11 protein-coding genes are annotated in these 14,699 nt (G+C 74.1%); 1 reads left to right on the top strand and 10 read right to left on the bottom strand.

Annotated features, from left to right (window positions below; translation table 11 throughout):
- Positions 1-31 precede the first annotated feature (31 nt).
- From ACIPYS_RS00425 to ACIPYS_RS00380, 10 genes are all read right to left on the bottom strand, one after another.
- Positions 32-1,096, bottom strand: a complete 1,065-nt coding sequence (locus ACIPYS_RS00425; protein ID WP_400741434.1) for a hypothetical protein — start codon at positions 1,094-1,096, stop codon at positions 32-34.
- A gap of 125 nt (positions 1,097-1,221) precedes the next feature.
- Complete coding sequence (locus ACIPYS_RS00420; protein WP_400741431.1) at positions 1,222-1,809, bottom strand: hypothetical protein; 588 nt, start codon at positions 1,807-1,809, stop codon at positions 1,222-1,224.
- Between the two features lie 101 nt (positions 1,810-1,910).
- Complete coding sequence (locus tag ACIPYS_RS00415; RefSeq protein ID WP_400741429.1) at positions 1,911-3,233, bottom strand: glutamate-5-semialdehyde dehydrogenase; 1,323 nt, start codon at positions 3,231-3,233, stop codon at positions 1,911-1,913.
- 138 nt (positions 3,234-3,371) lie between these two features.
- Positions 3,372-3,893, bottom strand: a complete 522-nt coding sequence (locus tag ACIPYS_RS00410; RefSeq protein ID WP_400741426.1) for a hypothetical protein — start codon at positions 3,891-3,893, stop codon at positions 3,372-3,374.
- 142 nt (positions 3,894-4,035) lie between these two features.
- Positions 4,036-5,172, bottom strand: a complete 1,137-nt coding sequence (proB, locus tag ACIPYS_RS00405; protein ID WP_400741424.1) for a glutamate 5-kinase — start codon at positions 5,170-5,172, stop codon at positions 4,036-4,038.
- Between the two features lie 231 nt (positions 5,173-5,403).
- Complete coding sequence (gene obgE, locus ACIPYS_RS00400; protein WP_093862070.1) at positions 5,404-6,882, bottom strand: GTPase ObgE; 1,479 nt, start codon at positions 6,880-6,882, stop codon at positions 5,404-5,406.
- A gap of 102 nt (positions 6,883-6,984) precedes the next feature.
- A complete protein-coding gene (gene rpmA, locus ACIPYS_RS00395; protein ID WP_030397425.1) occupies positions 6,985-7,242 on the bottom strand; it encodes a 50S ribosomal protein L27 in 258 nt (85 codons plus the stop codon).
- A 14-nt stretch (positions 7,243-7,256) separates the two neighbouring features.
- Positions 7,257-7,574: a 50S ribosomal protein L21 gene (gene rplU / locus ACIPYS_RS00390; protein WP_030397424.1), complete on the bottom strand. Its 318-nt coding sequence runs from the start codon at positions 7,572-7,574 to the stop codon at positions 7,257-7,259.
- Between the two features lie 235 nt (positions 7,575-7,809).
- Positions 7,810-11,532, bottom strand: coding sequence for a ribonuclease E/G (locus tag ACIPYS_RS00385; RefSeq protein ID WP_400741419.1), 3,723 nt, complete (start codon positions 11,530-11,532; stop codon positions 7,810-7,812).
- Positions 11,533-11,928: 396 nt separating this feature from the next.
- Complete coding sequence (locus tag ACIPYS_RS00380; RefSeq protein ID WP_093862068.1) at positions 11,929-12,729, bottom strand: TIGR03936 family radical SAM-associated protein; 801 nt, start codon at positions 12,727-12,729, stop codon at positions 11,929-11,931.
- Between the two features lie 339 nt (positions 12,730-13,068).
- Here ACIPYS_RS00380 and ACIPYS_RS00375 point away from each other — a divergent pair, with 339 nt between their 5' ends.
- The gene (locus ACIPYS_RS00375) at positions 13,069-14,682 is read left to right on the top strand and encodes a recombinase family protein (protein ID WP_400741415.1); all 1,614 of its coding nucleotides are present in this window, start codon (positions 13,069-13,071) and stop codon (positions 14,680-14,682) included.
- The last annotated feature ends 17 nt before the right edge of the window (positions 14,683-14,699 follow it).

The following is a 14,699-nucleotide window of genomic DNA, read 5'->3' as shown; positions in this document are numbered from 1 at the left end:
TGAGCCTCCCCAGGCCTCCCGGAAACCGCGCTCAGCCGCCCGCCAGCACCCCGCACACCTGCCAGGCCGGCCGGGCATGGTTGCCCGGGTCCACCGCCGCCGGCCCACTGGGCGGCGCGACGGGATCCGTCCCGGCCAGCACCGGCTGCACCGCCCCGGCCAGCGAACCGTCGCACGGCGTCGGCCCGGCCTGCAGCACCGAGTCGACCAGCCGCAGCTGCGCCGCCGCCAGGTCGATCCGGTCGAACTCGAAGGTCAGCTGCCGCCGCACGGTCTCCAGGGTGACCGGCGCCCCGGCGGGCGCCCCGGCGGCCTTCAGCGCGTAGACGAAGGTGTGGTCGGTGGTGATCCGCAGGGTGCCGCTGTCCGCCTCGTCGATCCGCATCGCCCCCGCCACCTTCACGGTGTCGGCGGCCAGCGCGACCTGCGCCGGGTCGAAGCGGACCAGCCAGCCGGTCAGCGCGTGGTGCCGGTCGTCGGTCGGCTGGAGCACGCTCGCGTCGAACTGGGCCTGCTCACCGGGCGTGACGAAGGCCCGCACCTCCGCGGTCGCCCCCTGCACCAGCACGGCGGGCGACAGCGAGGAGGCCACCAGGTAGCGCTGCACGGTGTCGAGGGCCTTGGTCACCTCGACCCGGGAGAAGTGGCCGCTGGCCGCCCCGGCGGGCGTCCCCAGCCCGACCGCGCCGTCGCTGTACCCCGGTGGCAGGGCCGTGAACGGGTTCGCCGGGTCGGCCACCGGACGGACCGACGAGGCCGGGCTCAGCGCCACCAGGCTCACGGTCAGCTGGCTGCCCTGGGGCCGGGCGGTGGGCCGGGTCGGCGAGGTGACACCGAAGTACACCGCGGCGCCGAAGGCCAGCAGGATCACCAGCAGCAGGGCCAGCGCCTGCCGGGGCACGCTGCCCAGCGGACCCAGCCGGACCTTGGGCCGGGTGGCGCGGGCGAAGGAGCCGGAGAGCCGCTCGCGCGCGGACAGCTCCTGGATCCGGGCAGCCCGGACGAACGATTCGTCGAACACGACGGACCGGTACTCGTCCTCGTTCCCCGAACCACCGTCGGGCGCACCCTCCGGAGGCTCGCGCGGGTCACCCATGACACCAGGGTAAGGCGCACCCCGGCTCCGCCACGAGGGTGCTGCGGCAGATCACCGGAAGCTCTCCGTGACCACCGGCAGCCGCCCCGGGGCGCGCCGGACCGGCCCGCCCGCCGGGCAGTGGCTCAGCCCGCCGGGCCGGTTACCACCAGCGACGGCTCGGCCGGCGGCGGCGCCGGGTCGACCCCGGCGCTGCTGCTGCCGGACCCGGGCCGCTGCGGGGCACCGCCGGCCCCGCCCACGCCCTGGTAGATCGCCGCGACGGCCACCGCGACCAGGCTCACGCCCATGATCACGGCCAGCACCCAGGCCACCGGCCGGTGCCAACGCTGCTGGGCGACGTACCGGCCGCGGCCGGCGCCGATCGGGTCGAATCCGCCCGGGCGCCAGCGCCGCGAACGCCGTCCGCTGGCCCGGCCGGGGCCGGACCACGGATCGGGATAGAGGTGGTCGTCGTCGAGCCGGCTCGGGTACGGGCGCAGCTCCAGTGGCAGTCCGTCCGGGGCCGGGGGTTCGAAGCCCCAGCCGGGTCCGGCCGCGTCCGGCTCGAGACGGGCCTCGGCGGCGGCGAGCTGCCGCTCCTTGGCCGTCGGCTCGTGCACGGCGGCGGACCGGACGAACGCCTCGTCGAAGACCACGGTGGCGAACTCGTCGTCCGCACCACCGTGGTCGGCACCGTCGGGGTACGGCAAGCCCCCCACATCGTCAGCCACGGATTCAGCGTATTACCGGGCGGGCGATTTGTCTGGGGCTCGGGCCAGTTGGTCCGTCACCCGTGTGACGGCGGCTTCGCCGGGCCCCGGGCGGGGCCGGTTCAGCCGGCGTCGCCGGCACCGCCCACGGTCTGCGTCGCCTCGCCCCGGACATGGCCGTCACCAGTGACGATGTACTTGGTGCTGGTCAGCTCGGGCAGGCCCATCGGGCCCCGGGCGTGCAGCTTCTGGGTGGAGATGCCGATCTCGGCGCCGAAGCCGAACTCACCGCCGTCGGTGAAGCGGGTCGAGGCGTTGACGGCGACCGTGGTCGAGTCGACGAGCTTGGTGAAGCGGCGGGCCGCGGTCTGCGAGCCGGTGACGATGGCCTCGGTGTGGCCGGAGGTCCAGCGGCGGATGTGCGCCACGGCGGCGTCCAGCGAGGGGACGACGGCGGCCGCGATGTCGTACGACAGGTACTCGGCCTCCCAGTCCTCGTCGGTGGCGGGCAGCACGGTGGCGCCGGTGCCCTCCGCGGCCTTGAGCACCGCCTCGTCGCCGTGCACGGTGACCCCGGCCCCGGCGAGCGCGGCGAGCGCGAGCGGCAGGAAGGCGTCGGCGATGTCCTGGTGGACGAGCAGGGTCTCGGCCGAGTTGCAGACGCTGACCCGCTGGGCCTTGGAGTTGAGCAGGATGCCGACGGCCATCGCGAGGTCGGCGTCGGCGTCCACGTAGACGTGGCAGTTGCCGGTGCCGGTCTCGATGACGGGCACGGTGGAGCCCTCGACGACGGTGCGGATCAGCGAGGCGCCGCCGCGCGGGATGAGCACGTCGACCAGGCCGCGGGCGCGCATCAGCTCCTGCACGGAGTCCCGGCTCTCGCCGGGGACGAGCTGGATCGCGTCGGCCGGCAGCCCGGCCCCGGCGACGGCGTCGCGCAGCACGGCGACCAGGGCGGTGTTGGAGCGGTAGGCGGACGCCGAGCCGCGCAGCAGCACGGCGTTGCCGGACTTCAGGCAGAGCGCGGCGGCGTCGGCGGTGACGTTGGGGCGGGCCTCGTAGATGATGCCGACCACACCGAGCGGCACCCGGACCTGACGGACGTCCAGGCCGTTCGGCAGGGTGTAGCCGCGGACGACCTCGCCGACCGGGTCGGGCAGGCCGGCCACGTCGCGGACGTCGGAGGCGATCGCGGCGATCCGCTCCTCGGTGAGGGTGAGCCGGTCGACCACCGACTCGGGGGTGCCGGCCGCGCGGGCCCGCTCGACGTCCTCGGCGTTGGCCGCGGTGATCTCGGCCGCGCGGGCGACCAGGGCGTCGGCGATCGCCCGCAGCGCGGCGTCCTTCGCGGCGCGCGGCAGCGGGGCGAGCGCGGCGGCGGCCTCCCTGGCTCGGCGCGCTACGGCGAGAACGGGGCTGTCGGCGGAGGCGGGGTCGCTGCTCATGCGCCCAGGGTAGTGGAGGCCGGCGCCGCTCCCCCGCCCCATTTCGCCCGGTGAGACGCCGTTCCGGGCCCCTCGGCGCCGGCCTGCCCCGCCCTCGCCCCGCCCCCGGCCCAACCCCCCGCCCCGACCACCCGGCCCTCAGTACGGGTGGACTCCGCCCAGCTGCGGGGGCGGACCGGCGAAGCCCTCGGCGACCCGCTTGTGGTAGGTCGCCCGGTCGACCACCTCCAGGCCGACGATCTCCCACGGCGGCAGCTTGGCCGTCGCCTTGTGCTCGCCCCACAGCCGCAGCGCGATCGCCGCCGCGTCGTGCAGGTCCCGCGCCTGCTCCCAGTAGCGGATCTCGGCGTGGTCGGCCGCGTAGCGGGCGGTCAGGAAGAACGAGTGGTCGTGCGCCAGCCGCTCGAGTCCGGTCCGCAGCTCGGTCAGCGGGGTGACCGGCCCGGCCACGCTGAGCACCACGTGCCAGAGCCGGGCCTGGTCGGGCGCGGCGGGCGGTTCGGCCGCGGTGCGCCGCTCCGTCGGGAGCCGGCTCACCGCGCCGGGGCCCTCCGGCGGACCGGCCGGTCCGGCGGGGCCCGGGGCCCCGCCGCCGTCGATGCTGGTCAGCCGTCGGCCCGCGGTTCCTCCGGTCAGCGCTGCCTCGCGCCTGCGTTCCACCGGCGGCCTCCTGTTCGGCGATGTCGTGTCGTCGTGCCCGCCGGCCCCGGCCGACGCGGATCCGACCGCGCCCCTCCTCGCCCGTGGCCGGGCGTGCTCCCCCGCGCGGAGCCGCCCCCGTCCCCGGCCGTCCGGCGGCGGGTCAGCCGCGCAGGACGACCAGGTCGTCGCGGTGGACGACCTCCCGCTCGTAGGCGGCGCCGAACTCCTGGGCCAGGTCCCGGGTGGACCGGCCGAGCAGGCGGGGCAACTCCCTCGCATCAAAGTTGACCAGTCCGCGCGCCACGATGTTGCCGTTTTCGGCAAGAAGGTCCACCGGATCGCCCGCGGCGAACTCGCCGTCGACCTTGGTGACCCCGGCGGGCAGCAGCGAGGCGCCGCCGGAGACCACGGCCTCGACGGCCCCGGCGTCCAGGTGCAGGGTGCCGCGCGGGCTGCTGGCGTGGGCGAGCCAGAGCATCCGGTCGGAGGACCGGCTGCCGGTGCGCAGGAACAGGGTGCCGGTGGGGCGGCCGGCGAGCGCGTCGGCGGCGTGGCTGGCGGCGGTGAGCACGACCGGGATGCCGGCGCCGGTGGCGATCCGGGCGGCCTCGACCTTGGTGACCATGCCGCCGGTGCCGACGCCCGCCTTCCCGGCGCTGCCGATCTCGACGCCGTCGAGGTCGTGCGGGCCGGTGACCCGGGCGATCCGGCTGCTGCCGGGGCGGCTGGGGTCGCCGTCGTAGAGGCCGTCGACGTCGGAGAGCAGGACGAGCAGATCGGCGCGGACGAGGTGGGCGACGAGCGCGGCCAGCCGGTCGTTGTCGCCGAACTTGATTTCGGCGGTGGCGACGGTGTCGTTCTCGTTGACGACCGGCATCGCGCCCATCGCCAGCAGCTGGTCCAGGGTGCGGTACGCGTTGCGGTAGTGGGCGCGCCGGCTGGCGTCCTCGGCGGTGAGCAGCACCTGGCCGACGCGCAGCCCGTAGCGGGCGAAGGAGGCGGTGTAGCGGGCGATCAGCAGGCCCTGGCCGACGCTGGCGGCGGCCTGCTGGCGGGCGAGGTCCTTGGGCCGCCGCTCCAGTCCGAGCGGGGAGAGGCCGGCGGCGATGGCGCCGGAGGAGACGAGCACCACCTCGGGGGCGTCGGGGCGGGCGCGGACCTTGGCGAGCGCGTCGACGAGGGCGTCCACCCGGTCGGCGTCGATGCCGCCGGCGGCGGTGGTGAGTGAGGAGGAGCCGACCTTGACGACGATGCGCCGGGCGGTCAGCACCTCCGCCCGCAGTTCGTCCTCGCTCATCTCGGGTCTCGCCCTTCCGGTGTGGTGCGTCGTCGGCGCGGGCGCGGGCCCGGCCGTATCCCCCGCAATCTACGCGATGGGGCCGGCCGGCCCGCACCGTGTTCCAGCCGCCGGACGGCGCGCGGGGCGGCGCACGGGACGGGCCCGCTCCGCCCGGCGCGCCGTCAACGCGCGAGCCCCCGCCGCCCGTTGACGGGGCGGCGGGGGCTCGCGGCAGGTCGCTGCGGGGACTCAGTGGTCCTCGTCGTCGCCCTCGATGGCGGCCTGACGGCCGCTGGAGAGCGCCTCGAAGGCGAGGTACTCGGCCTCGGCGGCGTCCCGGTTCTTCTGCTTCTCGCGCCGGCGGTCGACGGCCGGGCGCTGGGTCTCCATGCGGTGGTCCTCGCCGCGGCGGCCGAGCATCTCGGCGCCGGCGGCCATGGTCGGCTCCCAGTCGAAGACGACGGCGTTCTCCTCCTCGCCGATGATGACGGTGTCGCCCTCGTGCGCGCCGACCTTCCACAGCTTGTCCTCGACGCCGAGGCGGGCCAGCCGGTCGGCGAGGTAGCCGACGGCCTCGTCGTTGGAGAAGTCGGTCTGGCGGACCCAGCGCTCCGGCTTGACGCCGCGGATGCGGTAGGCGCCGTCCTCCTCGGTGATGGTGAAGCCCTCGTCGTCGACGGCCGTGGGCCGCAGCACGATCCGGGTGGACTCCTCCAGCGGCTTGGCCGCGCGGGCCTCGCCGACGATCTGCGCCATGGCGAAGCTGAGTTCGCGCAGGCCCTTGCGGGAGGCGGCCGACACCTCGAACACCCGGTAGCCGCGCTCCTCCAGCGAGGCGCGGGTCAGGTCGGCGATGTCCTGGCCGTCCGGTACGTCGATCTTGTTGAGGGCGACCAGCCGCGGGCGGTCGCCGAGGCCGCCGTACTCGGCGAGCTCGGCCTCGATCGTCTCCAGGTCGGTCAGCGGGTCGCGGCCGGGCTCCAGGGTGGCGCAGTCCAGCACGTGGACGAGCACGGAGCAGCGCTCGACGTGGCGCAGGAACTCCAGGCCGAGGCCGCGGCCCTGGCTGGCGCCGGGGATGAGGCCGGGGACGTCGGCGATGGTGTAGACGGTGTCGCCGGCGGTGACCACGCCGAGGTTGGGGATCAGGGTGGTGAAGGGGTAGTCGGCGATCTTCGGCTTCGCGGCGGAGAGCACGGAGATCAGCGAGGACTTGCCGGCGCTCGGGTAGCCGACCAGGGCGACGTCGGCGACGGACTTGAGCTCCATGACGATGTCACGGGCGTCGCCGGGCTCGCCGAGCAGCGCGAAGCCGGGCGCCTTGCGGCGGGCGGAGGCGAGCGCGGCGTTGCCGAGGCCGCCGCGGCCGCCCTGGGCGGCGACGAAGCTGGTGCCGTGGCCGACCAGGTCGGCGAGCACGTTGCCGGCCCGGTCCAGGACGACGGTGCCGTCCGGCACGAAGAGCACGAGGTCCTGGCCGAGGGCACCGGTGCGGTTGCCGCCGGCGCCGGGCTTACCGTTGGTGGCCTTGCGCTTGGGCGAGTGGTGGTACTCGAGCAGGGTGGTGACCTGCGCGTCGACGGTGAGGACGACACTGCCGCCGTCCCCGCCGTTACCGCCGTCCGGGCCGCCGAGCGGCTTGAACTTCTCGCGGTGCACGGAGGCGCAGCCGTGGCCCCCGTTGCCCGCGGCGACATGAAGTTCGACGCGGTCCACGAAGGTGGTCATGGGTGTGCCTCCACTACGAAGAAGTCGGTGTTCTACCTGCGTAAAGCATGAAGGGTGGACCGGAACATTCCGGCCCACCCTTCATTGTGAGTCTGGTGTGACTCAGGCCTCGACGGCCACGATGTTGACGACCTTGCGGCCGCGGCGGGTGCCGAACTGCACGGCACCGGCGGTCAGCGCGAACAGGGTGTCGTCGCCACCGCGGCCGACACCGGCACCCGGGTGGAAGTGGGTGCCGCGCTGGCGGACGATGATCTCGCCGGCGGAGACGACCTGGCCGCCGAAGCGCTTCACGCCGAGGCGCTGGGCGTTCGAGTCACGGCCGTTACGAGTAGAGCTTGCGCCCTTCTTGTGTGCCATTTTTCGCTATCCCCTTACTTGCTGACCGAGTCGATGCTGGTGATGCGCACCGCGGTGTGCTGCTGGCGGTGACCCTGACGGCGGCGGTAGCCGGTCTTGTTCTTGTAGCGCAGGATGACGATCTTGTCGCCCTTGGTCTGGTCGACCACCTCGGCGTGAGCCTTCACGCCGGCCAGCACCCACGGGTCGGAGGTGACGGCCTCACCGTCGACGACCAGGATGGTGGAGAGCTCCACCGAGTCACCCGGCTTGGCCTCGATACGGTCGATCTCCAGCACGTCGCCGACGGCGACCTTGTGCTGGCGGCCGCCTGCGCGAACGATCGCGTACATGCGGTACCTACTTTCCCAACTCGGTCGGAACTCTCGATGCCAGCCACCTGGGTACGGACACAGGGGCCTCCCCCGTCCCCCCTCGCGGGGAGTCGTCCTCTTGCGAGGACCGGGAGGTGATGTGCTCGGGAGCAAGGCGTAGACACGCCAGTGGTCAAGAATACGGGCCGGTCGCCGCTGGGGCAAACCGGCCCGTACGGGTCCCGGGCGGAGGGTCTCCGCCCGGGACCGGGCCCTACTCGGCCGCCGTATCACCCTCGGCGGCCGCCGCCTTCTTGGCCGCCGCGCTCGTCCGCTTGGTGGCGGTCTTGCGGGCGGTGGTCTTCTTCGCCGCCGTCGTCGTCTTCTTGGCGGCGGCGGTGGTCTTCTTGGCGGCGGTCTTGCGGGCCGCCCGCTTCTTCGGGGCCGGCGCCTCCTCGGCGGGCTCCTCGGTCGCGTCCGGACCGGCCTCGGTCACGGCGGCCTCGGCGGCCTCCGGGGCCTCGGCGGCGGCCGGCTCCGCCACCGCTTCCGCCGGTGCCTCCTCGACTGCGGCCGGCTCGGCCTGCGGCTCCTCGGCCGGGGTCTGCTCCGCCGGGGTCTGCTCCGCCGGGGCCTGGGCCGCCGGGGAGACGGCCGCCAGGGCCGACTCCAGGGCCGCCTCGGCCTTGGCCTGCAGCACCACGATCTCCGCCCCGCCCGGCGCACCGGCCGGAGCCGTCGCCTTGCGGACCGCCCGACGGCGGGGCCGTCCGGCGGGGGCGGCGGCCGGAGCCTCCACCGGGGCCGCGGCGACCGGCTCGGCGGCGGCCTGCTCGGCCACGACCGGCTCGGCCACTGCCTCGGCCTCGACCGGAACGTCGATCGCCAGCTGGCCCTCGATCTCCTCGCGGACCGGCACGGACTCGACGATCTCGACGATCTCGAAGTCCTCGGCGGACTCGGCGGACTCCTCGACCGAAGCGGCCTCGACCGCCTGCGAGTCCTCGCCACCGGCACCGCCCTTGCCCCGGCGACGGCGCTTGCCACCGCCCGCACCCGCCTCGACGGCGGCAGCGCCGCCACCGGTGTGGCTGTGGGAGTGGACGCTCGGCTGCTCCATGTGCACGATCACACCGCGGCCGTTGCAGTGCACGCAGGGCTCGGAGAAGGACTCCAGCAGACCCTGGCCGACCCGCTTGCGGGTCATCTGGACCAGGCCCAGCGAGGTGACCTCCGCCACCTGGTGCTTGGTCCGGTCCCGGCCCAGGCACTCCAGCAGACGGCGCAGCACCAGGTCGCGGTTGGACTCCAGGACCATGTCGATGAAGTCGATCACGATGATGCCGCCGAGGTCGCGCAGCCGCAGCTGGCGCACGATCTCCTCGGCCGCCTCGATGTTGTTCCGGGTGACCGTCTCCTCCAGGTTGCCGCCCTGGCCGACGAACTTCCCGGTGTTGACGTCGACGACGATCATCGCCTCGGTCCGGTCGATCACCAGCGAGCCGCCGCTGGGCAGCCAGACCTTGCGGTCCAGCGCCTTCATCAGCTGCTCGTCGATCCGGTAGGTGGCGAAGACGTCCACCTCGGAGGTCCACCGCTGAAGCCGCCCGGCGAGGTCCGGGGCCACGTTGGAGACGTAGTCGTGGATGGTGCTCCACGCCTCGGTGCCGGAGACGATGACCTTGGTGAAGTCCTCGTTGAAGATGTCGCGGACGACCCGGACGGTCATGTCCGGCTCGCCGTACAGCAGCGCCGGGGCGTTGCCGGTCGCGGCCTTCTTCCGGATGTCCTCCCACTGCTGCTGGAGGCGCTGGACGTCGCGGGTCAGCTCCTCCTCGGAGGCGCCCTCGGCGGCGGTGCGCACGATGACGCCCGCGTCGTCCGGGACGATCTTCTTGAGGATCTGCTTCAGACGCGCGCGCTCGTTCTCCGGCAGCTTGCGGGAGATGCCGGTCATCGAGCCCTCGGGCACGTAGACCAGGTAGCGGCCGGGCAGCGAGATCTGGCTGGTCAGACGGGCACCCTTGTGGCCGATCGGGTCCTTGGAGACCTGGACCAGCACGGACTGGCCGGACTTCAGCACCGACTCGATCCGGCGCGGGCCGCCGTGGCCGCCCAGCGCGCCGAAGTTGACCTCACCGGCGTACAGGACCGCGTTGCGGCCCTTGCCGATGTCGACGAACGCGGCCTCCATCGACGGCAGCACGTTCTGGACCTTGCCCAGGTAGACGTTGCCGACGTACGAGGTGGCCTGCTCCTTGTTGACGTAGTGCTCGACGAGCACGCCGTCCTCGAGGACGCCGATCTGGGTGCGCTGGCCGTTCTGGCGCACCACCATGACGCGCTCGACCGACTCGCGGCGGGCCAGGAACTCGGCCTCGGTGATGATCGGCACCCGGCGGCGGCCCAGCTCGCGGCCCTCGCGGCGGCGCTGCTTCTTGGCCTCCAGGCGGGTGGAGCCCTTGATGGACTGCACCTCGTCCGGGTCGAAGGACGGCTCGGTGGAACGGCGGCGCGGCTCGCGCACCTTCACCACCGTGCGGACGCCGTCCTCGGTGGTCTCGGCCACCTCGACGGCACCGGCCTCACCGCTGCGGCGGCGACGGCGACGGCGGCGGCGCGAGGAGGACAGGCCGGCGGCCAGGTCGTCGTCGTCCTCGTCGTCCTCGTCGGCGGCCGCGACGGCCGGCTCCTCGACGGCGGGCTGCTCGGTCTCGGGGGCCTCGGCCTCGCCCTCCTCGGCCTCACCGCGACGGCGGCGGCGGCCGCCCCGGCGGCGACGGCGCGACGGACGGCCGTCCTCCCACTCGTCCTCGGCCTCGGGGCCGGTGGCGGGGGCGGCGACGGCGGGAGCCTCCGCGGCGACGGGCGCCTCGGCCACGACGGGGGCCTTGACGGCGGCCGGAGCCTTGGCCGCGGGGGCCTGGGCCTTGGCGGCGGGGGCCTCGGCCGCCCGCTCCGCGGCGGCGCCGCGCTTGCCCCGGGCCGGGGTCTGCACCCGCACCGAGGTGCGGACGCGACGGCGGCGGCCGACACCGCTGTACTCGAACTCCTCCTCCTCGCGCTGCGGCGCGGCCGGGGCGGACTCCGCCTCGACGGCGGCCGGCTGCGCGGCGGCGGGGGCGGGGGCGGACTGGGCCGCGGGTGCCGCCGCGGCCGCCGGAGCGGTCGGGGCGACGAAGGGGGCGGGCTCCTGGAAGACCGGGGCCTGGAAGATCGCGGTGGACGGGCGGACCGCGCGGCGGCGGACCCGCTGCGGCGGCTCGGCGGCCTCGACGACCGGCGCCGGGGCGACCGGCTCCTCGACCGGGGCCTCCTCGACGGCGGGCTCCTCGGCGACCGGCTCCTCGGCCTCCTCGGCCACCGGCTCCTCGACCACCACGGGGGCGGCCTCGACCACCCGGCGGCGGCGCGGACGACGGGCCGGGGCGGCCGGCTCCTCCACGACGGCGGGGGCCTCGGCGGCCACCGGCTCGGCCGCGGCGACGGGCGCCTCGACCGCGGGGGCGGCCTCGGGCTCGGCCTTCTTGCGGGTCCGGCGGGCGCGCACGGGCTTCTCCGCCGGCTCCGTCTCCGTCTTCTCGGCCTTCTCCGTCTTCTCGGCCTTGGACGCCCTGGGGGCCTTCTCCGCCTTCGCGGCGACGACCGGGGCCGGCTCGGCCTCCGGCGCGGTGACCACGATCGAGGAGGCCTCGGGCGCTCCGGCGGGCGCCTCGGCCCGCTTGCGGGTACGGCGGGCCCGGACCGGCTTCTCCGCCGCCGGCTCGGCGGCGGCGGCCTCGGCGACCGGCGCCTCGACCGGCCGGGTGACCTCGGCCTCGGCCGGGACGACCGTCTCGGCGGTCTCGGCGGCGGCGCCCTGCGGCGCTCCGGCCGGGCGGGACACGGCGCGGCGGCGCCGGCGCGGCGGCGCGGCGGACGCGCTGTCGCCGCCGGTCGCGGCGGTGTCGTTCGGTTCCGTTGCCGCAGGCTGCTGCGGATCGGTGTTATCGAGCATGCGGGTGGATCTCCCGTCAGGCCCCCGGGCTCCGCATCCGGCCACGCCACGGCACCGGTGGCCGGCCGGCATCACGACGATGCTCGGCCCGGACCCTCTCACGGTGCCGCCGCGCGGACGCGAGGCCGCACAGGGGCTCGTAGTCTCGCTCGGCGCCCCGCCCTCGGCGGGGTGTCGAAAGTCTTCTGGTCTGACCAGTCTTCTGAGGTTTTCCCAAGCTGCGCCGTCCCCCAACCCCGGGTGGCTCCCGGACGGGGTCCTCGGGCCCACCGACCATCGGGGTCGGCGGGCCGCAAGAGGCCGGCCTGTGCTTCGACGACGCTCGCTCCCCTGGGGAGCAGCGGGGGCCTGGAGGACCAGCGGGCCCAGTGGGGAACTGGACCCGGCCTCCGCCCGCTAGGCGGACGCGGTTGCGCGCGGCTCGCCGGCCGCCAGAGGGCCGGCCTGGGCCGCGGCGCGGTCGAGCGCCAACGGGTCGGTCACCGTGCCGGTCCCCTCGTCGAGCGGCCCCTGCGCCAGCCTGGTCACCTCTGCGGGGACCGGCGGCGCCAGGTCGGCCGTCGCACGGAGACCGGACAACACGTCGTCGGGTCGTACGGCGGGTGTGGCGTGTCGTACTACCAGGCGCAGTATCGCACAGGGACGCCCGGTCCGAACATCGCGGGTCTCCTCGCCCGCCGTGTCCGCACCGCCGTCGACCTGCGACGGGAGGAGCTCAAGAGCCGCCACCGCCCCGCGCGCGTCGAAGACCCGCAGACCGTTCTTGGTGAGGCGTTCGACCTCGACCCGCTCCTCGGCGACGAAGAGGGCGACCGCGCGGGCCGCCTCCTGCGGCTCGACACCGTCGAGCCGCACCCGCCACTCGGAGGCCTCCAGGCGCTCCACGAAGTTGGGCGTCCGCACCTCGACCGCGTCGATCACGTCCAGTCCCTCGGGCAGCGACTCGTCCAGTTGGACGCGCAGCGCCTCCGGGTCACGGTGGGCCGCGAGGCCGATCTCCAGGTACTCCGCCTCGCTGGCCACACCGGTCGGCGCGGCATTGGCGTAGGACACCTTGGGGTGCGGGGTGAAGCCGGCCGAGTAGGCCATCGGCACCGCCGACCGGCGCAGGGCGCGCTCGAAGGCGCGCTGGAAGTCGCGGTGGCTGGTGAAGCGGAGCCGGCCGCGCTTGGTGTAGCGGAGACGGATCCGCTGCACCGTCGGCGCGGGCGGCGGACCGTCGGGCGTACGGCGTGCCAGGGTCGCTCAGTCCTTCGTCAGTGGTCCCCGTCCGCGGCGGCGGCGATTTCCCGCCACTGTCCGGACTCTTTCACCTCAAAGGGTACGCGCCCCCACCCACCCCTCGCTCCGCGCCCGCCCTCACCGAACGCCGGAAGCCCCCGCCGGACGGATCCGACGGGGGCGTTCTGGGACATGCCGCTACTTGTTCACCACGGTGAGCGGGAGCATCTTCTTGCCGGTGGGGCCGATCTGGATGCTCGTCTGCATCTGGGGCTATATGGAGGCGGTTCCAAAACCGTCGAAGGGGTCACCATCATGGCGAAGCGCACCCGTACCGCTCGTGCCGCGCACCAGAAGGCGTACACGGTCGAGGCCGAGTGGACCACCGCGGACCTGCTCCTGCTCGGGGAACTGCAGAGAGCCGAGGCCGCCCTCCCGTCGGACGCGCCCCGGGCCCTGATCTCGGTCCGGCTGTCCGTACTGACGGAGGACACCACCTCTCCCGTCCGCCAGGAGCTCGACCTCCGCCGTGAGGCCCTGAACCGCGGCTGCCGCGTGGTCGGCGTCGCCAGCGACCTCAATGTGTCCGCCACGAAGGTGCCGCCGTGGAAGCGCAAGCAGCTGGGCGACTGGCTGAACAACCGGGCGCCGGAGTTCGACGTGCTCCTGTTCTGGAAGCTCGACCGGTTCATCCGCCGGCTGTCCGACCTGAACACCATGATCGACTGGGCGCTGAAGTACGGGAAGAACCTGATCTCCAAGAACGACTCGATCGACCTGACCACCGTCGTCGGCAAGATCCTGGTCACGCTCATCGGCGGTATCGCGGAGATCGAGGCCAGCAACACGAGCACCCGGGTCGCGAGCCTCTGGGACTACGCCAAGACCCAGTCCGCCTGGCTGGTCGGGAAGCCGGCCTTCGGGTACACCACGGCCGAGGACGAGAACGGCAGTGTGGTCCTCGCTGTCGACCCCGACGCGCGGAAGGCCCTGCACTGGTGCCGTCGCATGGCCCGTCGAGGTATCTCCGCCACCCGCATGGTCAAGCTGCTGAAGCGCGCGGGCCTCGTCAGCGACGGCCTCACGGCCACGACCCTCCTGCGCCAGCTCCGTAACCCCGCCCTGATGGGCTACCGGGTGGAGGAGGAGAAGAAGGGCGGTGCCCGCCGGTCCAAGCTCGTCCTGGACAAGGCCGGGAAGCCGATCCGGGTCGCGGAGGCCGTCTTCGCCGAGGAGGAGTTCAACGAGCTCCAGGCGGATCTCGACAAGCGCAGCAAGAACCAGCCGGAGCGTCGGCCCGGTGGCGCCACGAAGTTCCTCGGGGTCTTCATCTGCGCCGACTGCAGGACGAACATGCTCGAACAGCGGAACCGCGTCAAGGACCGGACGTACGAGTACCTGCGGTGCCAGGGCTGCAAGGGCGGGGGCTTGGGCGCCACCAACCCCGACGCGATCAACGCCAAGCTCGTCGTCGACGTGCTGTCGGTCCTCGGCGATGAGCCCGTGCAGGTCCGCGAGTACGCACGGGGTGCGGAGGCACGCGCCCAGGTGGCGCAGCTCCAGGAGTCCATCGCCTACTACATGAAGGAACTGGAGCCCGGCGGCCGGTACTCCAAGACCCGGTTCACGCGCGAGCAGGCGGAGGAGACGCTGGACGGGCTGATCACCGAACTCGGAGAGATCGACCCCGAGACCACCGAGGACCGGTGGGTGAACGTGGCCAACGGGAAGACGTTCCGGCAGCAGTGGGAGGAAGGCGGAACCGAGGCCATGGCCGCAGACCTCCTGAGGGTGGGCGTCCGGTGCGAGGTCACCCGGACCAAGGTCAAGGGTCAGCGGGCTCCCGCGATCAAGCTGCGCCTCATGATCCCCAAGGACTACCGGGACCGGCTGATCGTCAAGGAGGACCACTTCGCGAGCAAGCTCTGACACGAGCGGCCGGTCAT

The organism is Kitasatospora sp. NPDC089913, assembly GCF_044748625.1.
In the GTDB taxonomy this organism is placed as follows: domain Bacteria; phylum Actinomycetota; class Actinomycetes; order Streptomycetales; family Streptomycetaceae; genus Kitasatospora.
Note: the sequence above shows the minus strand (reverse complement) of the source record. Positions and strands in the feature narration are given on the sequence as shown.

Bases quoted from the DNA above. Each gene is read 5' to 3' on its own strand.
- rpmA (WP_030397425.1), bottom strand. From the start codon at position 7,242: ATGGCACACAAGAAGGGCGCAAGCTCTACTCGTAACGGCCGTGACTCG.
- proB (WP_400741424.1), bottom strand. From the start codon at position 5,172: ATGAGCGAGGACGAACTGCGGGCGGAGGTGCTGACCGCCCGGCGCATC.
- ACIPYS_RS00385 (WP_400741419.1), bottom strand. From the start codon at position 11,532: ATGCTCGATAACACCGATCCGCAGCAGCCTGCGGCAACGGAACCGAAC.
- obgE (WP_093862070.1), bottom strand. From the start codon at position 6,882: ATGACCACCTTCGTGGACCGCGTCGAACTTCATGTCGCCGCGGGCAAC.
- ACIPYS_RS00375 (WP_400741415.1), top strand. From the start codon at position 13,069: ATGGCGAAGCGCACCCGTACCGCTCGTGCCGCGCACCAGAAGGCGTAC.
- ACIPYS_RS00415 (WP_400741429.1), bottom strand. From the start codon at position 3,233: ATGAGCAGCGACCCCGCCTCCGCCGACAGCCCCGTTCTCGCCGTAGCG.
- ACIPYS_RS00425 (WP_400741434.1), bottom strand. From the start codon at position 1,096: ATGGGTGACCCGCGCGAGCCTCCGGAGGGTGCGCCCGACGGTGGTTCG.
- rplU (WP_030397424.1), bottom strand. From the start codon at position 7,574: ATGTACGCGATCGTTCGCGCAGGCGGCCGCCAGCACAAGGTCGCCGTC.